The organism is Phytobacter cepae (assembly GCF_054165735.1).
In genome coordinates this window covers 2,116,261-2,141,640 of record NZ_CM135107.1, presented here as the reverse complement: position 1 = coordinate 2,141,640, position 25,380 = coordinate 2,116,261, and the positions used below count along the sequence as shown (strand labels likewise).

The following is a 25,380-nucleotide window of genomic DNA, read 5'->3' as shown; positions in this document are numbered from 1 at the left end:
AATAATCTTGTCGTTTTTAAAAATCGATACAGGTTGCGCCCTGTTCCGCGCCGGACAGTTTCTCACGTAACGCGCCGAACATTTCACGCCCCGTGCCCACGCGCATGGCGCTCAGGTCAGGAATATGTGGCTGGCGTGCGGCCAGTTCTGCTTCATCTACCAGCAGCGTGAGTTCACCCGTCTGCCCGTTCACGCGGATCATGTCGCCGTCGCGAACTTTAGCCAGCAAACCACCGTCGTAGGCCTCAGGCGTGACGTGGATGGCGGAAGGCACTTTACCTGAAGCACCAGAGAGACGTCCATCGGTAACTAACGCAATTTTGAAACAGCGGTCCAATAATACACCAAGTGGCGGCATAAGTTTATGTAATTCTGGCATACCATTCGCTTTTGGCCCTTGATGGCGCACCACCACCACGCAGTCTTTATCCAGCAGCCCTGCCTCAAAAGCAGGTAATACGTCATGCTGACTTTCAAAGACCACCGCTGGCGCTTCGATAACCTGATATTCAACCGGTACGGCAGACGTTTTCATTACCGCACGACCGAGGTTGCCGCTGAGGACTTTTGTTCCACCATGGCGTGAGAACGGCGCATCAACCGTAGCAATAACATGGGTGTCAAGCGGGGCCGCCGCCCCTTCACGCCAGGCGAGCTCACCGTTATCCAGCCATGGCTCCAGGGTGTAGCGCGAGAGACCGAAACCGGCAACCGTGTTGACGTCTTCATGTAACAGGCCGCCTTTGAGCAGTTCACGCATCAGCACCGGCACGCCACCCGCTGCCTGGAAGTGGTTAATATCGGCGGGACCGTTCGGGTAGAGTTTCGCCATCAGCGGCACCACTTCGGAGATCTCTGAGAAATCATCCCAGTTAATGATGATGCCTGCCGCTCTGGCCATCGCCACAAGGTGCATGGTGTGGTTCGTTGAGCCGCCCGTTGCCAGCAAGGCAACGATACCGTTTACCACTGCTTTTTCGTCAATCATTTTGCCAAGGGGCATCCATTCGCTGCCGTTGCCGGTCAGGCGCGTCACCTGACGCGCGGCCGCCGAGGTTAATGCCTCACGCAGGGGAGCATCGGGATGGACAAAAGAGGAGCCCGGCAACTGCATCCCCATGAACTCAATTACCATCTGGTTGGTATTGGCAGTACCGTAGAAGGTGCAGGTGCCCGGTGCATGGTAAGAAGCCGCTTCCGATTCCAGCAGCGCCATACGATCAACCTTCCCTTCCGCATAAAGCTGGCGGATGCGCACTTTTTCTTTATTTGGCAGGCCGCTGGCCATCGGGCCTGATGGAACAAACACCGCCGGCAAATGACCAAAGGAAAGTGCTGCCATCGCAAGGCCCGGTACGATTTTATCGCATACGCCCAGGTACAATGCGCCATCAAACATATTATGCGACAGACCCACCGCTGCCGACATGGCAATGACTTCACGACTGAGAAGCGAAAGTTCCATACCGTCCTGGCCTTGCGTGACACCGTCACACATCGCAGGCACGCCCCCCGCGACCTGACCGATCGCATTCACTGAGTGCAACGCTTTGCGAATAATAGTGGGATAGGTTTCGTAAGGCTGATGTGCGGAGAGCATATCGTTGTAGGAGGTAATAATGGCGATATTGTTACGCAGCATACTTTTCAGCCCGGCTTTATCTTCAGGCTGACAAGCCGCGAAGCCGTGTGCCAGGTTGCCGCAGGCTAACGACGAACGGTGGACCGTTTCGCTCTTCGCTTGTTCTATGCGTTTAAGGTAGGCCGACCGGCTTTCGCGCGAGCGTTCCGCAATACGGTTTGTTACGCGTAACAATACTGAGTTCATAAAGGCTCCTGAAATTCATCTGTTCAGAGCAACGTAATGCTTCGTATGAATCAGGTGAATGATTCCACCTTCTTTCCCGTAGCCACGCGCCCTAAAGGCAAAATCGCTGTCGCCAGTGTAATAAAAAAAGCCCCGCTGGTGAATCCAGTCGGGGCTTGAAAGATGAAAAATTGTCCTGATTTCTGTGTTAGATCATGTTACCGGTAAAATGACGTAACACCCTCTGTTCATCCGTTACTCAAATTCGTTCCAGGAACGGCCATCACGCGTGATCATGGCAACAGAAGCGACCGGCCCCCAGGTACCCGCCTGATACGGCTTCGGCGAGTCGTTATCCATCGCCCAGGCTTCAGTGATGGAGTCGACCCATTTCCAGGCCTCCTCCACCTCATCACGACGGACAAACAGTGCCTGAATGCCACGCATGGTTTCCAGCAGCAGACGCTCGTAAGCATCGGCAAGATGGGTCTCATTAAAGGTCTCGGAGTAGCTCAGGTCCAGCTTGGTGATCTGCAGATTATGCTTGTGATCCAGACCCGGCACCTTGTTGAGCACCTGGATATCGACACCTTCATCTGGCTGCAGACGAATGGTCAATTTGTTCTGCGGCAGATCCTGCCAGGACTCTTTAAACAGGTTCAGTTCAGGCGTTTTGAAGTACACAACAACTTCAGAACATTTGGTGGGCAGACGTTTACCGGTACGCAGGTAGAACGGCACCCCTGCCCAACGCCAGTTATCAATATCCACACGAATCGCTACGAAGGTCTCAGTGTTACTGGACTTGTTCGCGCCTTCCTCTTCAAGGTAGCCCGGCACCTTCTTGCCCTGGGCAAAACCGGCGGAGTACTGACCACGCACTGTTTTTTCACGCACGTTGGTGCGATCGATGCGACGCAGGGATTTGAGCACTTTCACTTTTTCATCGCGAATAGCGTCAGCGGTAAGGTCGGACGGAGGTGACATGGCAATCATGCACAGAATTTGCAGCAGGTGGTTCTGGATCATGTCGCGCATCTGACCGGCCTGATCAAAGTAGCCCCAGCGTCCTTCGATGCCCACTTCTTCCGCAACGGTGATTTCCACATGATCAATGGTGCGGTTATCCCAGTTATTTACAAACAGGGAGTTCGCAAAACGCAGCGCCAGCAGGTTCAGTACCGTCTCTTTGCCGAGATAATGGTCGATACGGTAAACCTGGCACTCTTCAAAGTACTCGCCCACCTGATCGTTAATTTCACGTGAGGTAGCCAGCGAGGTGCCCAGCGGTTTTTCCATCACCACGCGCGCGGGCTTGGCATTCAGTTTTGCTTCGCCCAGCCCTTTGCAGATAGCGCCGAAGGTGCTTGGCGGCATCGCGAAATAGTTGATGGTCGTGCGTTCTTTCTGGTCGAGCATTTTGCCCAGACGGTTAAACGCTTTGACATCGTTAACATCAAGGTTACAAAAATCGAGACGCGCGCTCAGGGTATCCCACAGCGCCTCGTCGATTTTTTCTTTCATGAAGGTCTCAAGCGCTTCACGCACCACCTTGGTGTAGGCTTCTTTATCCCAATCCGCGCGCCCAACACCCAGGATGCGCGTATCAGGATGAATCTGCCCTGCTTTTTCTAGCTGATACAGGGAAGGCAGCAATTTTCGGCGTGCGAGATCGCCTTTCGCGCCGAAAATGACCAGGTCACATGCCTGGGCTGTTTGCGTTACCGCCATGTCATTCTCCTCAGTTGGCTTTTCCTGGTGCTTATGCCAGGCCTTAGTTGTAATTTTATTACACTGCACTGTACTGCTTTTACGTAATTCCCGAAACCGCTAACACTTATCATGCCGTGCGTTCTTGTGGCGCAGGCACAAAATGTGGACTTTCGCCCTGAAAACGCTGGATATTTGCCAGATGCTTTAGGCATAAAATCCGACTGCGATCATGTTATGAAAAAAAACAACATCGATTCAGGTTGCGACTTACCTTTCCGCTTCACAGGGAGGTATATTCTTGCTAAACCGCTTCACGGTTTTACACTTTTGTGGAACCGTTTACCCAAGAGCATGCTGCTAATAATGAATATGCTGGAAAAAATCCAGTCTCAACTGGAACACCTTAGCAAATCCGAACGTAAAGTGGCGGAAGTGATCCTCGCCACGCCGGATAAAGCCATACACTCCAGTATCGCCGCACTCGCACAAGAAGCAGGCGTCAGCGAACCGACTGTAAACCGCTTCTGTCGCAGCCTCGATACGCGGGGATTCCCCGACTTCAAACTGCATCTGGCGCAAAGCCTCGCCAATGGCACGCCCTATGTCAACCGTAATGTTGATGAGGATGATAGCGTCGAAGCCTACACGGGTAAAATTTTTGAATCCGCGATGGCGAGCCTCGACCATGTGCGCCAGTCTCTTGATATGACATCGGTTAACCGTGCCGTTGATTTACTGACTCAGGCCAAAAAAATCGCCTTTTTTGGCCTGGGCTCATCCGCTGCGGTCGCCCATGATGCGATGAACAAATTTTTTCGCTTCAACGTACCGGTAGTCTATTCCGACGACATTGTGCTGCAACGCATGAGCTGTATGAATTGTAGCGATGACGATGTCGTGGTGCTGATCTCTCATACCGGGCGTACCAAAAGTCTCGTCGAACTGGCTCAACTGGCCCGTGAAAACGATGCCATGGTAATAGCCCTGACCTCAGCCGATACGCCACTGGCGCGTGAGGCAACGCTTGCCATCACTCTGGATGTACCGGAAGACACCGACATTTATATGCCGATGGTGTCGCGGCTGGCGCAGCTTACTGTTATCGATGTGCTCGCCACGGGCTTCACGCTGCGACGGGGGGCAAAATTCAGGGATAACTTGAAGCGTGTCAAAGAAGCGCTAAAAGAATCGCGCTTTGATAAGGAGCTCCTTATCCGGAGCGACAAACACTAATAGTAATAACAAAGCTGTAACATCTTACGCCATTCGGGTAGATTTACTGTTTGCTGCAAGAGCGCAGTCCTTATCCGAATTCTTGTTCACGCAACACCTGGTTGTTTTAGACAACGGAGTATTACATGTCCAGAAGGCTTCGCAGAACCAAAATCGTTACCACCTTAGGCCCGGCTACCGATCGTGATAATAACCTTGAAAAGGTTATCGCTGCGGGCGCCAACGTGGTGCGGATGAACTTCTCACACGGCACCGCGGAAGATCATAAATTGCGTGCAGATAAAGTGCGCGAGATTGCGGCAAAACTGGGACGTCATGTGGCTATCCTTGGCGACCTGCAAGGGCCAAAAATCCGTGTGTCGACCTTTAAGGAAGGCAAAGTCTTCCTTAACATCGGCGATAAATTCCTGCTTGATGCCAATCTCGGCAAAGGCGAAGGCGATAAAGAGAAAGTCGGCATCGATTACAAAGGCCTGCCTGCTGACGTGGTACCTGGCGACATTCTGCTGCTTGACGATGGCCGCGTTCAGTTGAAAGTGCTCGAAGTCCAGGGCATGAAAGTCTTTACCGAAGTGACCGTTGGCGGCCCTCTGTCCAACAACAAAGGTATTAACAAACTCGGCGGCGGCCTCTCTGCTGAAGCGCTGACCGAAAAAGACAAAGCGGACATACTGACCGCGGCGTTAATCGGTGTGGATTACCTTGCCGTTTCCTTCCCGCGCTGTGGCGAAGATTTAAATTACGCTCGTCGTCTTGCGCGCGATGCCGGCTGTGACGCCAAAATTGTCGCAAAGGTTGAACGTGCAGAAGCCGTTTGCAGCCAGGACGCCATGGACGATGTCATTCTCGCCTCTGATGTCGTCATGGTGGCCCGTGGCGATCTCGGTGTAGAAATTGGTGACCCGGAACTGGTTGGTATTCAGAAAGCGTTGATTCGTCGCGCTCGCCAGCTCAATCGCTCCGTCATCACGGCGACGCAGATGATGGAATCGATGATCACCAATCCGATGCCGACCCGTGCGGAAGTGATGGATGTGGCCAACGCCGTGCTTGATGGAACCGATGCGGTCATGCTCTCTGCAGAAACGGCAGCGGGTCAGTACCCGGCAGAAACCGTGGCCGCGATGGCGCGTGTTTGCCTGGGTGCTGAGAAGATCCCAAGCATCAATGTCTCTAAACACCGTCTGGATATCCAGTTCGATAACGTTGAAGAAGCCATTGCGATGTCGGCGATGTATGCGGCTAACCACCTGAAAGGGGTAACGGCAATCATCTCCATGACGGAGTCCGGGCGTACTGCTCTGATGACCTCACGTATCAGTTCCGGGCTGCCGATTTTTGCGCTCTCCCGCCATGAACGTACGCTGAACCTGACCGCGCTTTATCGTGGCGTTACGCCGGTCTATTTCGACAGCGTTAATGACGGAGTGGCGGCCGCGAATGATGCGGTTAACCTGCTGCGTGACAAAGGCTACCTGCTCTCCGGCGATCTGGTGATCGTGACGCAGGGTGACGTGATGAGTACCGTGGGCACGACCAATACCACGCGTATTCTGACTGTAGAGTAAGCGAGAGTTGATAAGACAAGCCCCGCACGCTGCGGGGCTTTTTTATGTTTGTTATTTCTTCGGGAAGAGCTCTTTACGTTTATAGGGCTCTTTATCACCAGGTTTACGCGTTTTTAGCAACTTCAAAATCCAGGTGTACTGTTCCGGGTTTGGCCTGACCAGTAACTCCACCTCCTCGTTCATACGACGAGCAATAGTGACGTCATCCGCGGTATTCAGGTCATCCATCGGCGGGCGAATTTGGATAGTCAGGCGGTGTGACTGCGCGTCATAGACGGGGAACAGCGGCACAATACGCGCACGACACACTTTCATCAGGCGGCCAATCGCCGGGAGGGTGGCTTTGTAAGTGGCAAAGAAATCAACGAACTCACTGTGTTCAGGGCCATGATCCTGATCGGGTAAGTAGTATCCCCAGTAGCCCTGACGAACAGACTGAATAAACGGTTTAATACCGTTACTTCTGGCATGCAGACGGCCACCAAAACGGCGTCGCACGGTATTCCAGACATAGTCAAATACCGGGTTGCCCTGGTTATGAAACATCGCCGCGATATTGCGCCCCTGCGACGCCATCAGCATCGCCGGAATATCGACGCCCCAGCCGTGCGGCACCAGGAAAATAACGTTCTCGTTGTTCGCTCGCAGTTCATCAATAATGCCCTGCCCCTGCCACTCCACACGCGGCAGGACTTTTTCCGGCCCGCGAATGGCCAGCTCCGCCATCAACACCATCGCCTGAGGCGCGGTAGCAAACATCTCGTCGATCAACGCTTCGCGCTGTGCATCGCTCTGCTCAGGAAAACAGTACAGCAGGTTAATTTGTGCCCGACGGCGCGCACTTTTGCCAAGCTTACCCGCAAGGCGTCCAAGTTTCCCTAAAAGCGGATCACGCAGCGAGGGAGGCACCATGGCCACACCGGCAAACGCCAGAACGCCAAGCCATGCGCCCCAGTAACGCGGATGGCGAAACCCCTTCTCAAACTCGGGAATGTATTCAGAATTATTTTTCTTCGTTTCCATGCATATTCCGCAGGCAGACAGGTATCAAAATGAAAAGTAAAGACAGTGTAGCGAGGCGCACCGTTTCCTACAAAAGAAAAAGCCGGCGCACATGGGCACCGGCTTTCAGAGGTGCAACGATTAATCAAAGCGGAGCTGAGGGATAACTTCTTTCACTTGCGCCAGATAATCGCGGCGATCCGATCCCGTCAACCCTTCGGTTCTTGGCAATTTCGCGGTGAGCGGGTTCACGGCCTGTTGGTTGATCCACACTTCATAATGCAGATGCGGACCCGTTGAGCGACCGGTGTTGCCAGAAAGCGCGATGCGATCGCCACGCTTCACCTTCTGCCCCTCTTTCACCAGCAGTTTACGCAGATGCATATAACGTGTGGTGTAGGTGCGTCCATGACGTACGGCGACATAATAGCCCGCCGCGCCACTGCGTTTCGCAACCACAACTTCGCCATCGCCCACGGAGAGCACCGGCGTACCCTGCGGCATGGCAAAATCCACGCCTTTATGTGGCGCTACGCGCCCGGTAACCGGGTTCAGACGACGCGGGTTAAAGTTGGAAGAGACGCGGAACTGCCTGGAAGTCGGGAAGCGCAGGAAGCCCTTCGCCAGGCCAGTACCATTACGATCGTAGAATTTGCCATCCTCGGCACGAATGGCGAAATAGTCTTTGCCATCGGAACGCAGACGAACGCCGACCAGTTGGCTCTGCTCCTGCTTGCCCTGAAGCATTTCACGGGACATCAGAACGGAAAACTCATCACCTTTTTTCAGCTTACGGAAGTCCATCTGCCACTGCATGGCTTTGATAACAGAACTTATTTCACCGCTGGTTAAGCCGGCATCCCGCGCGCTACTGACAAAGCTCCCACCGACGGTCCCTTTCATGACCGAGTTAACCCAGTCTCCTTCCTGCATCGCGCTGCTCATCTTGAAGCCGCCATCAACGCGGTCATACGTACGGGTTTCGCGGCGGGACATCTCCCAGGTCAGACGCTGAAGGTCGCCATCAGCGGTCAGCGTCCAGGAGAGCTGTTGACCGATTTTCATGTTGCGCAAGTCTTTGTCAGCCGCAGCCAGCTGGCTGATGTCACCCATCTCAATGCCATACTGATTCAGAATGCTGCTGAGGGTATCACCGGTTGAAACCACATATTCATGCACACCGGCCTCATTCGCTGTCTTATCATCCAGTTCATCCTGAGGAATATCTTCGACTTCATCCGGCATTGTCTGGTCGATAGGTTCACTGGCTTCTGGCAGCAACGAGCGAATTTCGCTCTTTTCGAGGGTAATAGCTTTGACGATAGGTGTAGGTTCGGACTGTTCCGGGTGGTAAACATACGGACGCCAGACGGCGACCGTAAGCGTGAGAACTGTAAGTGACCCCAGCATGACGCGGTGGGGTCGGGGCAGATTGTTAAATGCCAGGGCGACAGAGCGGGCTATCTGTTGCACGTATCCACTTCCTCGTTAATCTCCTTTCAGGCAGCTCGCATACTGGCTCGACAGCAAGGTCAGGAACTTTGAATAGCTCTCTTTACCCAGCTGGACAGGGGTTCCCAGCGGATCTAACGTCCCCATTCGGACAGACGTGCCTCTGGCAACCGCTTCAACGACGGCTGGCCTGAACTGTGGCTCAGCAAAAACGCAGGTTGCTTTTTGCTCAACCAACTGTGTTCTGATTTGATGTAAACGCTGCGCACCGGGTTGAATTTCGGGGTTGACGGTAAAGTGACCCAAGGGAGTCAGTCCGTAGTGTTTTTCAAAGTATCCATAGGCATCGTGAAAAACGAAATAACCCTTACCCTTCAGCGGTGCCAGCTCGTTACCCACCTGCTTGTCGGTCTGGGCTAAGTTTGCCTCAAACGATTTCAGGTTGGCATCCAGCCGGGCTCGGCTTTGCGGCATAAGTTCCACTAATTTATCGTGGATTGCAACCGCCGACATCCGCGCAATCTCCGGCGAAAGCCACAGATGCATGTTGTAATCACCATGATGATGATGCTCGTCACTATTTTCATCGCCGTGGTCATGTCCGGCATGCTCATGTTCGTCATCGTCACTGCCTTTCATGAGAAGCGGCTTCACTTCCGGCAGCCCCGACATGACTACCTGCTTGGCGGCGGGAATCTGTTGCGCAGACTTGTCCATGAAGGCTTCCATCTCAGGGCCAACCCAAAAGACTAAGTCCGCGTTCTTTAAGCGTTTTACATCAGAGGGACGTAACGCATAATCATGCTCAGATGCCCCATCTGGCAGTAAAACTTCGGTGGTTGTCACCCCATCAGCAATGGCAGAAGCGATGAAGCCCAACGGCTTGAGAGAGGCCACAACAGCGGCGTTTGCCGTACCGGTTAGCGCGCCAAAAAGGGCCGTTGAGAGCGTTGCGCAAAGAAGCGTATTTTTATGTAACATTATGCGACTAATTCTCGTAATGAATGGGTGGAGTGTGATATTATAACATTCTATCACATGTGCAACCCCTTAAACGCTATGACTAATTTGGTAACCCTGGAAAACGTCTCTGTCAGTTTTGGTCAAAGACGCGTTCTGTCTGACATTTCGCTGAATCTGGAACCCGGTAAAATTCTTACCCTCCTCGGTCCAAACGGGGCGGGTAAGTCGACGCTCGTTCGTGTCGTGCTGGGGCTGGTAGCACCAGATTCTGGCACGATCAAGCGCGGTCATCGGCTGCAAATCGGCTATGTACCGCAAAAACTGCATCTTGATGCTACCCTTCCCCTGACGGTCGGTCGGTTTATGCGTTTGCGCCCGGGTACCCGTAAAGACGATATTCTGCCTGCACTCAAGCGCGTTCATGCGGCCCATCTTGTTGATGCGCCGATGCAAAAATTATCCGGTGGCGAGACCCAGCGTGTCCTTCTGGCGCGGGCCTTACTCAATAAACCCGAATTGCTGGTTTTGGATGAGCCGACCCAGGGCGTGGATGTTAACGGCCAGGTCGCCCTTTACGACCTCATCGATAAGCTTCGTCGTGAGCTTAATTGTGCTGTGTTAATGGTCTCACACGATCTGCATCTGGTGATGGCAAAAACTGACGAAGTACTGTGCCTTAACCACCATATCTGCTGCTCGGGTGCCCCCGAAGTCGTCTCCATGCACCCGGAATTCATTTCGATGTTTGGCCCACGCGGCGCGGAACAACTGGGTATTTATCGCCACCAGCATAACCATCGCCATGATTTACAAGGGCGCATTATTTTACGTCAGGGAAATGGACGCGGATGATTGAATTATTACTCCCCGGCTGGTTTGCCGGGATTTTACTGGCCTGTGCGGCAGGTCCGTTGGGTTCGTTTGTGGTCTGGCGTCGCATGTCTTACTTTGGCGATACCCTCGCTCATGCCTCCCTGCTGGGTGTGGCTTTTGGTTTATTGCTGGACGTTAACCCATTTTATGCGGTCATCGTGGTCACGCTTTTGCTGGCTGGCGGTCTGGTGTGGCTGGAAAAACGCCCCCATCTGGCCGTCGATACTCTGTTGGGTATCATGGCCCACAGCGCACTCTCGCTCGGGATGGTGGTGGTCAGCCTGATGTCGAATATTCGCGTCGATTTAATGGCCTATCTGTTTGGCGATCTGCTTGCGGTTACGCCCCAGGATTTGATTGCCATCGCGCTCGGTGTCGCCGTGGTGATTGCTATCCTGCTATGGCAGTGGCGCAACCTGCTTTCAATGACCATCAGCCCTGAACTGGCGTTCGTAGACGGGGTTAAAATTCAGCGGGTTAAGCTGTTATTGATGCTGGTGACAGCGCTGACAATTGGCGTGGCGATGAAGTTTGTCGGTGCGCTCATTATCACCTCCTTACTGATCATTCCTGCTGCCACCGCTCGCCGCTTTGCTAAAACGCCGGAGCAGATGGCCGCTGTCGCAGTCGGCATTGGCATGATAGCCGTCACCGGGGGGTTAACCTTCTCAGCGTTTTATGACACCCCAGCCGGTCCGTCCGTGGTGCTTTGTGCAGCCCTGTTATTTGTCCTCACCATGGTCAAAAAGCCCGCCAATTAATCCTTCGTTTTCGCAGGGCACCGGATGTGCCCTGCAACTAGCGCAAAATCTCCCGATATCCCCCCCTGCCACAGAAATATTTCAGCCATGTGATCTTTTGCTCACTAATAGATTCTTCGTACAGAGAGGCCTGAGAAGCGCATCTACAGTTAAGTCAGGACTGATTGTCACAGTCCGGACAGATTAACCTGACGGGAGGTGCATTATGCTACTGATCGGAACGGGCGTGCTTTTGATGATAATCCTGCTGGCAACACTGGTTTCCCGTTCGGCCATGCAGGATATCGAAAACGACTATTAAGGTCCCAGACATGAGTCTCAGGGCATTGCGGGTGGGGTAATGCCGAAGTGATTCCAGGCGCGAACCGTGGCCATACGGCCACGCGGTGTACGCTGCAGGAAACCTTGTTGAATCAGGTAGGGTTCCAGCACGTCCTCAATGGTTTCACGCTCTTCACCAATTGCTGCGGCGAGGTTATCCAGCCCGACCGGACCGCCAAAGAACTTGTCGATGACCGCAAGCAGTAATTTGCGGTCCATATAGTCAAAGCCTTCGGCATCCACATTCAGCATATCCAGCGCCTGCGCGGCAACATCAAGTGAGATGGCGCCGTCGTGCTTCACTTCGGCAAAGTCACGCACCCGGCGCAGCAGACGGTTAGCAATACGCGGCGTACCTCGCGCCCGTCGCGCCACTTCCAGCGCCCCCTCATTGCTCATCTCCAGCCCCATGAAGCGTGCACTGCGCCCGACAATATGCTGCAAATCCGCAACCTGATAAAACTCAAGACGCTGCACAATGCCAAAACGGTCGCGCAACGGAGAGGTCAGCGACCCGGCGCGCGTGGTTGCGCCAATGAGCGTAAAAGGCGGCAGATCGATTTTAATCGAACGGGCCGCCGGGCCTTCACCGATCATGATGTCCAGTTGATAATCTTCCATCGCCGGGTAAAGGACTTCTTCAACAACCGGGGAGAGGCGGTGGATCTCATCGATGAACAGCACATCGTGCGGTTCCAGGTTAGTCAGCATCGCGGCCAGATCGCCCGCTTTTTCCAGCACGGGCCCGGAGGTCGTACGCAGGTTAACGCCCATCTCATTGGCGACGATGTTGGCAAGGGTGGTTTTGCCTAAACCCGGTGGCCCGAAGATCAGTAAGTGATCCAGCGCGTCGCCACGCTGTTTCGCCGCCTGAATGAAAATTTCCATCTGCGAGCGCACCTGCGGCTGGCCAATGTACTCTTCCAGCATCTTCGGGCGAATTGCACGGTCTGCCACCTCTTCAGCATTGACGCTTCCGGCGGAAATCAGACGGTCTGCTTCTATCATCCTTTACCTCACAACGCGGCGCGTAATGCTTCGCGGATAAGCGTTTCACTGCTGGCATCTGGTTTAGCGATTTTACTCACCATCCGGCTGGCTTCCTGAGGTTTATAGCCCAGCGACACCAGCGCTGCAACGGCTTCCTGTTCCGCATCATCTGTCGCCGGTCCTGATGGTGAGGTGAGCACCAGGTCAGCCGCCGGGGTAAAGAGATCGCCATGCAGCCCTTTAAAGCGATCTTTCATTTCGACAATCAGACGCTCTGCGGTTTTCTTGCCGATACCTGGCAGTTTAATTAACGCTGCCGGTTCTTCACGCTCGACGGCATTGACGAACTGCTGAGCGTTCATACCAGAGAGAATGGCGAGCGCCAGTTTTGGGCCAACGCCATTGGTTTTGATTAACTCGCGAAACAGCGTGCGTTCCTGTTTGTTATTAAAACCAAACAGCAAATGGGCATCTTCACGCACCACAAAATGGGTAAACACCACCGCTTCTTTACCTGATTCAGGCAGTTCATAGAAACAGGTCATTGGCATATGCACTTCATAGCCCACGCCTCCGACTTCCAGTAAAACCAGGGGGGGCTGTTTTTCGAGAATAATGCCTCTGAGTCTGCCTATCACGTGACGCTCCTGCGTTAGGGCGGAAGAAAGTATGCTGTATCATAAGAAAAGGCTGGATAGATATCCAGATGAAAAACGTGTAATTTCATTGCCTTTTTGCGTGCGTCCGTCACCTGCCTGACACTGGGCTTCCTTCTGGCGGTGTTGCCTGTCAGGGCCCTTTTTTAGGGCGGACATGCCAGCTAATGCATTCCACTCTTATTTTTCTGCGTCCCTGGCGTCGCGTTTCCTGAGTCCGGAAGGTGGCGCACACACGATACCGGCTGCCAATGAACCGTTCGGCTTCCTCAGCGTTCTCCGTCTCAAGCAATAGTTCACGCCGGGGCGTGCAGACGCGATAGATAAATTTTCGCCTTTTCGCTCGCCTTGAAACAGCAAAGCGGTGAATCAACACCGTCAAGGCAATGAAGGCGAGAATGGCCCACATCATGATGAGCGCGGGGATACGGCTTTGAATAAAAAACCAGTCGCCGCAGGGTTTTGCCAGCGCAGGTTCACCTGCCACGACGTTCATGCAAATCTGGGTGTCGGGTGCGATGCGGGCTTTATCGACGTGCCAGGTCCAGTCCCTGCCCTTTGCACGCCAGGTCACATCATAGTCATAGAGAGTAGAGCAATCGGTGCGGCCACGGAAATGGTCACACCGATCGAGCATACGTCGCTCGGCACTGCTCGTGATATGGAGTCTGGAAACCGTCCCTGAAGCGATGACACTGTCGCGATACCACGCGGACTCAGTGATGACCACATACGCGTTGAGTAACAGAAAGAGTACAAAAAGCACTTTTTTCATCGACAGTATCACTGGTCCTCGTGATGACGTTTTAGCGCAACCGGCCTCGTGCCAGGTTGAGACGGGTGTCGCTCATCTGCATCGCATTTTGACTGACGTGACAATGGGTGATCGCTATCGCCAGCGCATCGGCGGCATCCGCCTGCGGGTTAGCCGGCAGTTTCAATAAAGTACGCACCATATGCTGCACCTGGGTTTTCTCCGCACCGCCGTTCCCTACCACCGTCTGTTTCACCTGACGCGCAGCGTATTCGAACACCGGGAGATCCTGATTCACCGCAGCCACAATAGCCACACCCCGCGCCTGACCGAGCTTGAGCGCAGAATCAGCATTTTTTGCCATGAAGACTTGTTCAATAGCGAAATAATCAGGCTGGAATTGGGTAATGATTTCCGTCACACCCGCGTAGATGAGCTTCAGACGCGATGGCAAATCGTCGACTTTGGTACGGATACACCCGGAGCCCAGGTAGGTCAGTTGCCTGCCTACCTGGCGGATGACACCGTAACCGGTGACGCGTGAGCCCGGATCGATACCGAGAATAATAGACATCACGCGTCTCCTCTTAACGGTTCAGGCAGCCTCATTCGAGAGTCGCTGCAACCTCATCAGAGATTTCACCGTTATGGTAAACTTCCTGCACGTCGTCACAGTCTTCCAGCATATCGATCAGACGCAGCAGTTTCGGTGCAGTTTCTGCATCCATGTCTGCTTTGGTTGATGGGATCATGGATACTTCAGCGGCGTCGGCTTTCAGGCCAGCAGCTTCCAGGGCATCACGTACCGCACCCATTTCTTCCCAGGCGGTGTAAACGTCGATTGCGCCATCATCAAAGGTCATCACGTCTTCCGCACCGGCTTCCAGCGCAGCTTCCATGATCACGTCTTCATCACCTTTCTCAAAGGAGATAACGCCTTTTTTGCTGAACAGGTAAGAAACGGAACCATCGGTACCCAAATTGCCACCGGTTTTGGTAAAGGCATGACGCACTTCAGCAACGGTACGGTTACGGTTATCAGACAGGCATTCCACCATCACTGCGGTGCCGCCAGGACCGTAACCTTCATAAATGATGGTTTCCATGTTCGCATCGTCGTCACCGCCCACGCCACGTGCGATGGCACGGTTGAGGGTGTCACGCGTCATGTTGTTCGACAGCGCTTTATCGATTGCCGCGCGCAGACGCGGGTTTGAACCAGCATCACCGCCGCCAAGACGGGCAGCCGTCACCAGTTCACGAATGATTTTAGTGAAGATTTTACCGCGTTTGGCATCCTGTGCCGCTTTGCGATGCTTGGTGTTGGCCCATTTACTATGACCTGCCATAAATATTTCCTCAAAATTATCCTGCGCCTTTCAGCGTCCAGATGTGTTGGCTACGCCCACTCACGCCCGTCACTTACCAAAGTAAGCGCCTGGCGATTCGCGACCTTGCCGCCTGCCTGGAAACTAAAATGCTCGGAAATTAATTAACATTAATTACAAATTCTTCAATTGCCTGCCGGTTACTCCATGATTTGGTTAATGCCGCCGCTTGTGGCGCATCAACCCAGCGGTAAGCCTGGTGTTCGGTGAACACAATGGCGCGCTCATGGGGAAGTGCAAGGCAGAACCAGGATTCTGTATTGCGCTCAATACCCGGGGCGTAACGATGACGTAAATGACTAAAAATTTCGTACTCTACCGTGCGCTGGCAGTCCACTAAGGTCAGATTCTCGCGAGCGATATCAATCGTGACCTCTTCCTTTACTTCACGCGCGGCAGCATGCTGCGCGAGTTCATTGTCTTCCAGGCTGCCGGTCACCGACTGCCAGAAATCCGGATCATCGCGCCGCTGAAGCATCAGCACCCGTTTCGTGTCTTGCGCATAGATAACAATCAACACCGAAACGGGACGCTTATACACTTTATCCTTCACACTGCCTCGTTGTTGGCTGCCCTCGTTCGTCCCGTTCACATAGTTATCTATGCTCATGGGAATTCACTCAGTTGCCGCCGCGATGCGGAGCGAATGATTTCGTGTATATAAGTCATATCAGTTCTTCTCTTCCTTTTTCACCACTTCGATACCCAGCTCAGTTAACGATGCCGGGTTAGCGAAGCTCGGTGCTTCTGTCATCAGACAAGCAGCGGCGGTGGTTTTCGGGAAGGCAATCACATCACGAATGTTATCAGTACCGGTCAGCAGCATGGTCAGACGATCCAGGCCAAAGGCGAGGCCGGCATGCGGCGGGGTACCGTATTTCAGGGCGTCCAGCAGGAAGCCAAACTTCTCGCGCTGCTCCTGTTCGTTGATGCCCAGAATACCAAATACGGTCTGCTGCATTTCGCCGCTGTAAATACGAACCGAGCCGCCACCGACTTCGTAGCCGTTGATGACCATATCGTAGGCGTTAGCCACCGCATCTTCCGGTGCGGCTTTCAGTTCGGATGCCGTCATGTCTTTTGGCGAAGTGAACGGGTGGTGCATCGCCGTCAGGCCGCCTTCACCATCATCTTCAAACATCGGGAAGTCGATAACCCACAGCGGCGCCCATTTGTTTTCGTCGGTGAGGCTGAGATCTTTACCCAGCTTCAGACGCAGGGCACCCAGCGCATCTGCAACCACTTTCTTATTGTCTGCGCCGAAGAAAATCATGTCGCCATCTTGCGCACCGGTGCGCTCAAGAATCGCTTCCACAATCTCTGCGTTGAGGAATTTTGCCACCGGGCTGTTGATGCCTTCGAGCCCTTTTGCACGCTCGTTCACTTTGATATAGGCCAGCCCCTTCGCGCCGTAAATCTTAACGAAGTTACCGTAGTCATCAATCAATTTGCGCGTCAGCGCCGCGCCACCCGGCACGCGCAGGGCAGCAACGCGACCTTTCGGATCGTTAGCCGGGCCTGCAAACACTGCGAATTCAACGGATTTCAGCAGGTCAGCAACGTCCACCAGCTCCATCGGGTTACGCAGGTCCGGTTTATCAGAACCGTAACGGCGTTCCGCTTCGGCAAAGGTCATGATCGGGAACTGGCCCAGATCGACGTTTTTGATATCCAGCCACAGTTTTCGGATCAGGTCTTCCATCACTTCGCGCACCTGTGGTGCGGTCATGAAGGAGGTTTCGACGTCGATCTGGGTGAATTCCGGCTGGCGGTCAGCACGCAGGTCTTCATCACGGAAACATTTAACAATCTGGTAGTAACGATCGAAGCCGGACATCATCAGCAGCTGTTTGAACAGCTGTGGGGACTGCGGCAGCGCATAGAACTTGCCTTTGTGTACGCGGCTTGGCACCAGGTAGTCACGGGCGCCTTCCGGCGTCGCTTTGGTCAGCATCGGGGTTTCGATATCGAGGAAACCGTGATCGTCCATGAAGCGACGCACGAAGCTGGTAATTTTCGCACGGGTTTTCAGGCGCTGCGCCATTTCCGGGCGACGCAGATCCAGGTAGCGATATTTTAAACGCGCTTCTTCGGTGTTGACCTGGTTGGAGTCCAGCGGCAGCGGCTCTGAGCGGTTGATAATGGTCAGTTCGGTAGCGAAGACTTCGATTTCGCCGGTCGCCATGTCGCTGTTGACGTTTTTCTCGTCACGCGCACGCACGGTGCCGGTCACCACGATGCAGAATTCGTTACGCAGTTCAGAGGCCAGTTTGAATGCCTCAGCATCCGGATCGAAGAACACCTGAACGATGCCTTCGCGGTCACGCATATCAATAAAAATAAGGCTGCCGAGATCACGACGACGGTTGACCCAACCACACAAAGTCACCTGCTGCCCGACGTGGGTCTTACGCAGTTGCCCGCAATATTCTGTACGCATGAGATGTCCCTTAACTTAAGCCGCAGGCTGTTTGTTGCCTGCCCTGCAGACGACGTTATCGCAGCTTTAGCTGAATGTCACAACTGGATGAAAAAAGGCGGCTATTATACTGGAAATAATGGCTGACGATAAGCCCGATACCGCCTGTACGCGCGTTTGCTGCACGCTTAATGACTATTCTCACAAAAATTAACAAAATTTGTAAACCGTACGGGCGCATATACCGCGTAAGGTAAATGTGATGTCATTCATATTTCAGGAGTAATCATGCTGGAACTTCACCCTGCAAAATCCGCGCTGGTCGTCATTGATTTACAGGAAGGCATTCTGCCTTTTGCCGGCGGCCCCTACTCTGCCGCAGAGGTGGTCAACCGCTCCGCAGAGCTGGCAAAGACGTTTCGGGCAAACGGCTCGCCGGTGATTCTGGTGCGTGTGGGCTGGTCAGCGGATTTTGCTGAAGCGCTGAAACAGCCGGTCGATGCGGCTGCCCCAGGCCATGGCTTACCGGATAACTGGTGGGCCTACCCGACCGCATTAGGCAAACAGGAGGGCGATATTGAAGTGACCAAACGCCAGTGGGGGGCATTTTATGGCACCGATCTGGAACTTCAGTTACGCCGTCGCGGGATTGACACCATCGTCCTGTGCGGAATTTCAACGAATATTGGCGTAGAATCTACCGCACGAAACGCCTGGGAGCTGGGCTTTAATCTGGTGGTGGTGGAAGATGCGTGCGCTGCGGCCACCAGCGAACAGCATCACGGCAGTATGACTCATATTTTCCCGCGCATTGGTCGCGTTCGCAGCACGAAAGAGATCCTCGACGCATTATGATTTATCTGGGACTTCCCCAGTGGTCGCACCCGAAATGGGTGCGCCTGGGTATCACCGGTCTGGAAGAGTACGCTCGCCACTTCAACTGTGTGGAGGGCAACACCACGCTCTATGCCCTGCCGAAAGCAGAAATTGTGCTGCGCTGGCGGGAGCAAACCGATGACAATTTCCGCTTTTGCTTTAAATTTCCGGCCACCATCTCTCATAACGCGTCACTGCGTCAGTGCGGCGATCTGACGCTGGAATTTTTCACCCGCATGGCGCCGCTGGATGCGCGTATTGGGCAATACTGGTTGCAACTGCCCGCCACGTTTGGCCCACGGGATCTGCCGGCATTGTGGACCTTTCTCGACGGCTTACCGACCGCCTTCACGTACGGCGTTGAAGTCCGTCATCCGTCATTTTTTGCCAAGGGCGATGATGAACGCGATCTTAACCGGGGACTGCTTCAGCGCAACGTTAACCGGGTGATCCTCGACAGTCGCCCGGTACACAGCGCCATTCCACACAGTGAAGCGGTGAGAGAGGCGCAACGGAAAAAACCGAAAGTCCCGGTTCACGCGCTGGTCACTGCACAAAATCCCATGGTGCGCTTTATCGGCAGCGATAACATGCTACAAAACCGCGAGTTGTTTGCGGTCTGGCTGGAAAAACTGCCCGTGTGGGAACAGACCACCACGCCTTATCTCTTTCTGCACACGCCCGATATTGCCCAGGCGCCAGAGCTTGTGGATACCTTATGGCACGACTTGCAGCAGGTCGCGCCCTCTATTGGCACTCCTCCGTCCATCCCTTCGCAATCTTCTCTTTTCTGAATGGATTACCTATCATTGTAAAGCCATCAGGTACTAAAGGGAGTTTGTATGGTTAGCGCGCTGTATGCCGTGCTGGGTGCGTTACTGCTCATTAAGTTTTCGTTTGATGTCGTTCGCCTGCGTATGCAATACCGCGTGAGCTATGGTGACGGCGGTTTCAGTGAGCTGCAAAGTGCAATACGCATTCACGGTAACGCGGTGGAATATATTCCCATAGCGTTGATCCTGTTGCTGTTTATGGAAATGAACGGGGCAGAGACCTGGATGGTTCATGTGTGCGGCATTCTGCTGATTGCCGGGCGACTGATGCACTATTACGGTTTTCATCATCGCCTTTTTCGCTGGCGGCGCTCGGGGATGAGTGCCACCTGGTGTTCACTGTTGCTGATGGCGCTGGCTAATCTGTGGTATATGCCGTGGGAGTTGGTTTTCTCCCTGCGTTAGCGCACAATACGCCACTTTGTTTTCCCGGGTATTTACATTATGTCTAACCGCGACACGCTTTTTTCCGCGCCTATCGCCAGCCTGGGCGACTGGACCTTTGACGAACGGGTGGCCGAAGTCTTCCCCGATATGATCCAGCGTTCCGTTCCGGGTTACTCCAATATTATTTCGATGATCGGCATGCTCGCCGAGCGCTTCGTGCAGCCTGAGACGCAGATTTATGATCTCGGCTGTTCACTGGGCGCCGCCACGCTGTCGGTGCGCCGTAACATTCATCACGACGGCTGCCGCATCATCGCGGTCGATAATTCCCCCGCGATGGTTGAACGCTGCCGCCGCCATATTGATGCGTATAAAGCGCCAACCCCCGTTCAGGTTGTTGAGGGTGATATTCGCGATGTGACCATCGAAAATGCCTCGCTGGTGGTGCTGAACTTTACTTTGCAATTCCTTGAGCCGCCGGAGCGCCAGGCGCTGCTCGACAAAATTTATCAGGGGCTGAACCCTGGCGGCGCGCTGGTGCTGTCGGAGAAATTCAGCTTTGAAGATGAAACCGTCGGCGAACTGTTATTTAACATGCATCACGACTTTAAGCGTGCCAATGGCTACAGCGAGCTGGAAATCAGCCAGAAGCGCAGCATGCTGGAAAATGTGATGCTGACGGATTCCGTCACTACCCACAAATCACGCCTGCGTAGCGCCGGTTTTGAGCACAGCGAAGTCTGGTTCCAGTGCTTTAACTTCGGTTCACTGGTCGCCGTCAAAGCAGGGAATGGCGCATGATTACCTTTGAGCGTTTTTACCAACAGATTGCAGTCAGCCCCTTATCGCACTGGCTGGAAACGTTGCCCGCGCAAATAGCCACCTGGCAGCGTGAAGCGGTGCACGGTCAAATTAAGCAGTGGACCAGCGCCATTAACTATTTGCCGGAGCTGAAACCGCACCAGCTCGATCTGCTTAACGGCGTCATCGCGACAAGCGAAGAGCCATTAAGTGCAGGTGAATTGACGCGCATTGAGACCCATCTACGTAACCTGATGCCGTGGCGTAAAGGCCCCTTCTCGCTCTACGGTCTGGACATCAATACCGAATGGCGTTCCGACTGGAAATGGGATCGCGTTCTGCCGCACCTGTCTGATTTGCGCGGTCGCACGATTCTGGATGTGGGTTGCGGTAGCGGCTATCACATGTGGCGAATGATCGGGGCCGGGGCAAAATTTGCTGTCGGTATCGATCCGACGCAGCTTTTCCTGCATCAGTTTGAAGCCGTGCGTAAGCTGCTGGGTGACGATCGCCGTGCACACTTGTTACCGCTGGGCATAGAACAACTTCCGGCTCTCAATGCGTTCGATACCGTCTTCTCCATGGGCGTGCTGTACCACCGTCGTTCTCCGCTGGAGCACCTCTGGCAGCTCAAGGATCAACTGGTGCAGGATGGCGAGCTGGTGCTGGAGACGCTGGTGGTTGAGGGTGACGAGAATACCGTTCTGGTGCCGGGCGATCGCTACGCGCAAATGCGCAACGTCTATTTCATTCCATCCGCCGCCGCGTTGAAGAACTGGCTGGAGAAATGTGGATTCGTTGATGTGCGCGTTGTGGATGTCAACACCACCACGGTGGAAGAGCAGCGCCGCACCGACTGGATGATTACCGAATCGCTGGCCGAATTCCTTGACCCGAATGACAGCAGCAAAACCATTGAAGGCTACCCTGCCCCCGTTCGCGCCGTGCTGATTGCCAGAAAGCCGTAATCATTATGCCGGGTGGCGGCTTCGCCTTACCCGGCCTACAATCCCCGCCGTCCGCTCCTCGTAAACCTGAAATGTGCAGTGGAATATGGCGAACGCCGCTGCGGGACGAAATATGCCGGAGAAGGACAAAAAAAGACCCCTGTTGAAATTGCAGGGGCCTGGTACAAATAAGCATCATATTGGGCGACATGATGCTGCGGTAAAATCGGTTACTGTGCGTGATGAACAATGTGCGCTTTCATCATCGCGACGGCATCGCCATCCACACGGTAGCGGGAGTATTCATCCGCTGTGGTGTCTGCCGACATCGATAAGCCGGTATTGCGATATCGCATGGGGGACGCAATAAGCTGCCCCGCTGAACTATGCACTTCCGGGATACCGGCACTGAGAAAGCTATCCAGATTGCTCGCTCGAACGCCTGCACCCGCCATAATGATTGGAACACCTGAGCGGGCATTTAGTTCCGTAATTAATGAAATACCTTTTTCGGCGGAAGACTGCTGACCCGATGTCAGAATCCGCGCCACACCCAAATGGCCCAGAATATCAGCGGCTTGATGCGGGTTAGCACACATATCGAAAGCGCGATGAAATGTGACTTTCATTCCGTGCGCGGCATGCATGATTTGCTGCATCCGCGGCACATCGACGTTACCCTCTTCGTCCAGCACTCCTGTGACCAGTCCTGGAAAGCCCAGTTCGCGAATGACCTGAATATCTTCCAGCATGGCGGCAAACTCTTCGGCGTCGTAACAAAAATCGCCACCGCGTGGGCGCACGATGGGGTGCACCGGAATCGTCACCGTCTGGCGAACCCGTTTCAGCACCCCGAGTGACGGCGTCAGCCCGCCCTCTTTCGGCGCAGCGCACAATTCGATACGGTCGGCCCCATGACGCTGTGCCGCTAAGGCGCAGGCCGCGCTGTAACAACAAATCTCCAGTAACGTCATTTTTGCTCCTTAAAACTCCTGTTCGCTGGCTACGATGGCTTCAATGGACCAGGGGTGAAATTTCACCGTCACTTTACCGTCGGTGACCGCAAGCGTCGGATTGGGTAGCCGCTCACGCTCTCCTTTTGGCGAGCTGGTTTTAACAAAAATGCCTGCCTGGCTCAGTCCCTCGTCGGACAGCAGCGCCAGCGCACGGGCATTGAGCGTTTCTGGCTCGCCCGGCAACACAATCTCAATGTGCTCCCAGCCTTCATGCGGATAACGCTTTTCACCAGGCCAGGGCAGTTCTACAACCTGAAAGCGCCAGTGGCCGACACATACCGGGTCATGCAACTTGAACAGACAAATAGGACGACCGTTGATCACCGTCTCCGACAGCAGCTCGCCGCACTGCTCAAAGCCGCGACGCCAGCGTTCGGCCGTGGCATTCTGATGACACCGCAGTGAGATATGGTCCGCGTCGAGAGAGGTAATGTCCAGCCCAAGGCGAGCGCTCAGTTGGGTAAAATCATCAATAAAACGCGGGAGATCCGCGCTAATATCGCGCAGTTCTTCAAGGGTCTGCCAGCGGGTCATTTCTCGTTATCCATGCAGTTGATAAGGCGGCTAATCTACCCTGTTATTTCCGGCTTACCAACCCAGCAAGCGAAACAAAAACCACTGCGGTTCCCCTGCTGACGCCATGGGGCAATTGCAGTATACTCCCGCCTTTGATTATCAACACCCGGACGCAGCCCGCGTTTTGCACGTTGCGTCGACAATGTAAGGTATCCCGGTGAATATTCAGACTCTTCTCTCAGAAAAAGTCAGTCAGGCGCTCATTGCCGCAGGTGCGGCGGCAGATTGTGAACCGCAGGTTCGTCAGTCAGCAAAAGTCCAGTTTGGCGACTATCAGGCTAACGGCGTGATGGCGATTGCTAAAAAACTGGGTATGGCCCCCCGACAACTGGCTGAGCAGGTTCTGACCCATCTCGACCTCAACGGGATTGCCAGCAAAGTAGAAATTGCCGGTCCTGGCTTTATCAATATCTTCCTCGCCCCGGCGTTTCTCGCAGAACACGTCAGCGAAGCGCTGAAATCTGACCGTCTGGGCGTGGCAAAACCCCAGCCGCAGACCATTGTTATCGACTATTCCGCGCCAAACGTGGCGAAAGAGATGCACGTGGGTCACCTGCGCTCCACCATTATTGGCGACGCGTCCGTACGTACCCAGGAGTTCCTCGGCCATAAAGTCATCCGCGCCAACCACGTGGGCGACTGGGGTACGCAGTTCGGGATGCTGATTGCATATTTAGAAAAGCAGCAGCAGGAGAACGCCGGTGAGATGGCGCTGGCGGACCTCGAAGGTTTCTACCGTAAAGCCAAAAAGCATTACGATGAAGACGCTGAGTTCGCCGAACGCGCCCGTAGCTACGTGGTGAAACTCCAGGGCGGCGACGAATACTGCCGTCAGATGTGGCGCAAGCTGGTTGACATCACCATGGGCCAGAACCAGATTGCCTACGAGCGTCTGAACGTCACCCTGACCCGTGACGACGTGATGGGCGAAAGTCTTTACAATCCGATGCTGCCGGGCATCGTGGCCGATTTGAAAGCCAAAGGCCTGGCCGTGGAGAGTGAAGGTGCAACGGTTGTCTTCCTTGACGAGTACCAGAACAAAGAAGGTGAACCGATGGGCGTTATCATCCAGAAAAAGGATGGCGGCTACCTCTACACCACAACTGACATCGCCTGTGCCAAATACCGCTACGAGACGCTGCATGCGGACCGTGTGCTCTATTACATCGACTCCCGTCAGCACCAGCATCTGATGCAAGCATGGACCATTGTACGCAAAGCTGGTTACATCCCCGATTCTCTCTCGCTCGAACATCACATGTTCGGCATGATGCTCGGCAAAGACGGCAAACCGTTCAAAACCCGCGCAGGCGGCACCGTCAAACTGTCTGACCTGTTGGATGAAGCGCTGGAACGTGCCCGTCGTCTGGTGGCAGAGAAGAACCCGGACATGCCTGCCGATGAGCTGGAAAAACTGGCGAATGCCGTGGGCATTGGGGCCGTGAAATATGCCGATCTGTCCAAAAACCGAACCACGGATTACGTCTTCGACTGGGACAACATGCTGGCGTTCGAAGGCAACACCGCACCTTATATGCAGTACGCCTACACGCGCGTGCTGTCGGTGTTCCGTAAAGCAGGTATCGAAGAGAGCGCTCTGCTGAACGCGCCGGTTATGATTGCGGAAGATCGTGAAGCGCAACTGGCAGCCCGCCTGCTGCAATTTGAAGAGACGCTGACCGTGGTCGCCCGCGAAGGGACGCCGCATGTGATGTGTGCTTATCTGTACGATCTGGCCGGCTTGTTCTCCGGCTTCTATGAGCACTGTCCGATTCTCAGCGCAGAGAGCGAAGCGGTGCGTAACAGTCGCCTGAAGCTGGCGCTGCTGACTGCCAAAACGCTGAAGCTGGGCCTGGATACGCTCGGTATTGAAACCGTCGAGCGTATGTAACGCCTTCTTACTGCACTTCATCATGAGGCCGGAGCGGACAACGCTTCGGCTTTTTTTATCCCCTGGCGCCTTGCCTTATCCTACCTCCCGGCTAGCACATTAGCGGTTTGAAAATGTTGCTTCACGCGTATCATTTAGCGCCCTGCCTGGCCC

At 54.2% G+C, this 25,380-nt stretch carries 24 protein-coding genes; 10 read left to right on the top strand and 14 right to left on the bottom strand.

Going from position 1 to position 25,380, the window contains the following annotated elements; genetic code table 11:
• Positions 1-16: 16 nt before the first annotated feature.
• Both edd and zwf read right to left on the bottom strand, forming a co-directional pair.
• Entirely contained in the window at positions 17-1,828 is a 1,812-nt protein-coding gene (gene edd, locus ACUY4Q_RS09985; RefSeq protein ID WP_458046863.1) for a phosphogluconate dehydratase, read from the bottom strand.
• A gap of 234 nt (positions 1,829-2,062) precedes the next feature.
• On the bottom strand, positions 2,063-3,538 hold the full coding sequence (gene zwf, locus ACUY4Q_RS09980) for a glucose-6-phosphate dehydrogenase (protein WP_458046862.1): 1,476 nt from the start codon (positions 3,536-3,538) through the stop codon (positions 2,063-2,065).
• A 345-nt stretch (positions 3,539-3,883) separates the two neighbouring features.
• On the opposite strand from zwf, the gene ACUY4Q_RS09975 reads away from it, so the two are divergent.
• Both ACUY4Q_RS09975 and pyk read left to right on the top strand, forming a co-directional pair.
• Entirely contained in the window at positions 3,884-4,753 is an 870-nt protein-coding gene (locus ACUY4Q_RS09975; protein ID WP_458046861.1) for a MurR/RpiR family transcriptional regulator, read from the top strand.
• Positions 4,754-4,878: 125 nt separating this feature from the next.
• The gene (pyk, locus tag ACUY4Q_RS09970) at positions 4,879-6,321 is read left to right on the top strand and encodes a pyruvate kinase (RefSeq protein WP_458046860.1); all 1,443 of its coding nucleotides are present in this window, start codon (positions 4,879-4,881) and stop codon (positions 6,319-6,321) included.
• 51 nt (positions 6,322-6,372) lie between these two features.
• Here the strand turns inward: pyk and lpxM are convergent, their stop codons facing one another.
• From lpxM to znuA, 3 genes are all read right to left on the bottom strand, one after another.
• Positions 6,373-7,344 (bottom strand): lauroyl-Kdo(2)-lipid IV(A) myristoyltransferase, encoded by a 972-nt coding sequence (gene lpxM, locus ACUY4Q_RS09965; protein ID WP_458046859.1) that lies wholly within the window; start codon positions 7,342-7,344, stop codon positions 6,373-6,375.
• A 120-nt stretch (positions 7,345-7,464) separates the two neighbouring features.
• Entirely contained in the window at positions 7,465-8,796 is a 1,332-nt protein-coding gene (gene mepM / locus ACUY4Q_RS09960) for a murein DD-endopeptidase MepM (RefSeq protein ID WP_458046858.1), read from the bottom strand.
• Positions 8,797-8,811: 15 nt separating this feature from the next.
• Positions 8,812-9,756: a zinc ABC transporter substrate-binding protein ZnuA gene (gene znuA / locus ACUY4Q_RS09955; RefSeq protein WP_458046857.1), complete on the bottom strand. Its 945-nt coding sequence runs from the start codon at positions 9,754-9,756 to the stop codon at positions 8,812-8,814.
• Positions 9,757-9,834: 78 nt separating this feature from the next.
• On the opposite strand from znuA, the gene znuC reads away from it, so the two are divergent.
• Together znuC and znuB are read left to right on the top strand one after the other, a co-directional pair.
• Positions 9,835-10,590, top strand: a complete 756-nt coding sequence (gene znuC / locus ACUY4Q_RS09950) for a zinc ABC transporter ATP-binding protein ZnuC (protein WP_458046856.1) — start codon at positions 9,835-9,837, stop codon at positions 10,588-10,590.
• Positions 10,587-11,372 (top strand): zinc ABC transporter permease subunit ZnuB, encoded by a 786-nt coding sequence (gene znuB, locus ACUY4Q_RS09945; protein WP_458046855.1) that lies wholly within the window; start codon positions 10,587-10,589, stop codon positions 11,370-11,372. Before znuC ends, znuB begins: the two co-directional genes overlap by 4 nt.
• Before the next feature lie 318 nt (positions 11,373-11,690).
• Here znuB and ruvB read toward each other — a convergent pair whose 3' ends face one another.
• From ruvB to aspS, 7 genes are all read right to left on the bottom strand, one after another.
• The gene (gene ruvB / locus ACUY4Q_RS09940; RefSeq protein WP_458046854.1) at positions 11,691-12,701 is read right to left on the bottom strand and encodes a Holliday junction branch migration DNA helicase RuvB; all 1,011 of its coding nucleotides are present in this window, start codon (positions 12,699-12,701) and stop codon (positions 11,691-11,693) included.
• A gap of 8 nt (positions 12,702-12,709) precedes the next feature.
• Positions 12,710-13,321, bottom strand: coding sequence for a Holliday junction branch migration protein RuvA (ruvA, locus tag ACUY4Q_RS09935; protein ID WP_458046853.1), 612 nt, complete (start codon positions 13,319-13,321; stop codon positions 12,710-12,712).
• A 151-nt stretch (positions 13,322-13,472) separates the two neighbouring features.
• Entirely contained in the window at positions 13,473-14,114 is a 642-nt protein-coding gene (locus ACUY4Q_RS09930; RefSeq protein WP_458046852.1) for a hypothetical protein, read from the bottom strand.
• A gap of 31 nt (positions 14,115-14,145) precedes the next feature.
• Positions 14,146-14,667 (bottom strand): crossover junction endodeoxyribonuclease RuvC, encoded by a 522-nt coding sequence (gene ruvC / locus ACUY4Q_RS09925; protein WP_458046851.1) that lies wholly within the window; start codon positions 14,665-14,667, stop codon positions 14,146-14,148.
• Positions 14,668-14,698: 31 nt separating this feature from the next.
• Positions 14,699-15,442 (bottom strand): YebC/PmpR family DNA-binding transcriptional regulator, encoded by a 744-nt coding sequence (locus ACUY4Q_RS09920; RefSeq protein ID WP_458046850.1) that lies wholly within the window; start codon positions 15,440-15,442, stop codon positions 14,699-14,701.
• A gap of 139 nt (positions 15,443-15,581) precedes the next feature.
• Positions 15,582-16,034 carry a dihydroneopterin triphosphate diphosphatase gene (nudB, locus tag ACUY4Q_RS09915; RefSeq protein WP_458047309.1) on the bottom strand — a complete coding sequence of 151 codons (453 nt, stop codon included), beginning with the start codon at positions 16,032-16,034 and terminating at the stop codon, positions 15,582-15,584.
• A 117-nt stretch (positions 16,035-16,151) separates the two neighbouring features.
• Entirely contained in the window at positions 16,152-17,921 is a 1,770-nt protein-coding gene (aspS, locus tag ACUY4Q_RS09910) for an aspartate--tRNA ligase (protein WP_458046849.1), read from the bottom strand.
• A gap of 267 nt (positions 17,922-18,188) precedes the next feature.
• Here aspS and ACUY4Q_RS09905 point away from each other — a divergent pair, with 267 nt between their 5' ends.
• From ACUY4Q_RS09905 to cmoB, 5 genes are read left to right on the top strand one after another with little or no spacing between them, the layout of a single operon-like run.
• A complete protein-coding gene (locus ACUY4Q_RS09905; RefSeq protein WP_458046848.1) occupies positions 18,189-18,755 on the top strand; it encodes a hydrolase in 567 nt (188 codons plus the stop codon).
• Positions 18,752-19,570 carry a DUF72 domain-containing protein gene (locus tag ACUY4Q_RS09900; RefSeq protein ID WP_458046847.1) on the top strand — a complete coding sequence of 273 codons (819 nt, stop codon included), beginning with the start codon at positions 18,752-18,754 and terminating at the stop codon, positions 19,568-19,570. The genes ACUY4Q_RS09905 and ACUY4Q_RS09900 overlap by 4 nt, the downstream gene beginning before the upstream one ends.
• A gap of 48 nt (positions 19,571-19,618) precedes the next feature.
• The gene (locus ACUY4Q_RS09895; RefSeq protein WP_458046846.1) at positions 19,619-20,014 is read left to right on the top strand and encodes an MAPEG family protein; all 396 of its coding nucleotides are present in this window, start codon (positions 19,619-19,621) and stop codon (positions 20,012-20,014) included.
• 39 nt (positions 20,015-20,053) lie between these two features.
• On the top strand, positions 20,054-20,797 hold the full coding sequence (gene cmoA, locus ACUY4Q_RS09890) for a carboxy-S-adenosyl-L-methionine synthase CmoA (RefSeq protein WP_458046845.1): 744 nt from the start codon (positions 20,054-20,056) through the stop codon (positions 20,795-20,797).
• Complete coding sequence (gene cmoB / locus ACUY4Q_RS09885) at positions 20,794-21,765, top strand: tRNA 5-methoxyuridine(34)/uridine 5-oxyacetic acid(34) synthase CmoB (protein ID WP_458046844.1); 972 nt, start codon at positions 20,794-20,796, stop codon at positions 21,763-21,765. The genes cmoA and cmoB overlap by 4 nt, the downstream gene beginning before the upstream one ends.
• Positions 21,766-21,974: 209 nt before the next feature.
• Here the strand turns inward: cmoB and cutC are convergent, their stop codons facing one another.
• The gene (cutC, locus tag ACUY4Q_RS09880) at positions 21,975-22,718 is read right to left on the bottom strand and encodes a copper homeostasis protein CutC (RefSeq protein ID WP_458046843.1); all 744 of its coding nucleotides are present in this window, start codon (positions 22,716-22,718) and stop codon (positions 21,975-21,977) included.
• Between the two features lie 9 nt (positions 22,719-22,727).
• Positions 22,728-23,294, bottom strand: a complete 567-nt coding sequence (locus ACUY4Q_RS09875) for a VOC family protein (protein ID WP_458046842.1) — start codon at positions 23,292-23,294, stop codon at positions 22,728-22,730.
• Between the two features lie 199 nt (positions 23,295-23,493).
• On the opposite strand from ACUY4Q_RS09875, the gene argS reads away from it, so the two are divergent.
• Complete coding sequence (gene argS, locus ACUY4Q_RS09870) at positions 23,494-25,227, top strand: arginine--tRNA ligase (RefSeq protein WP_458046841.1); 1,734 nt, start codon at positions 23,494-23,496, stop codon at positions 25,225-25,227.
• The last annotated feature ends 153 nt before the right edge of the window (positions 25,228-25,380 follow it).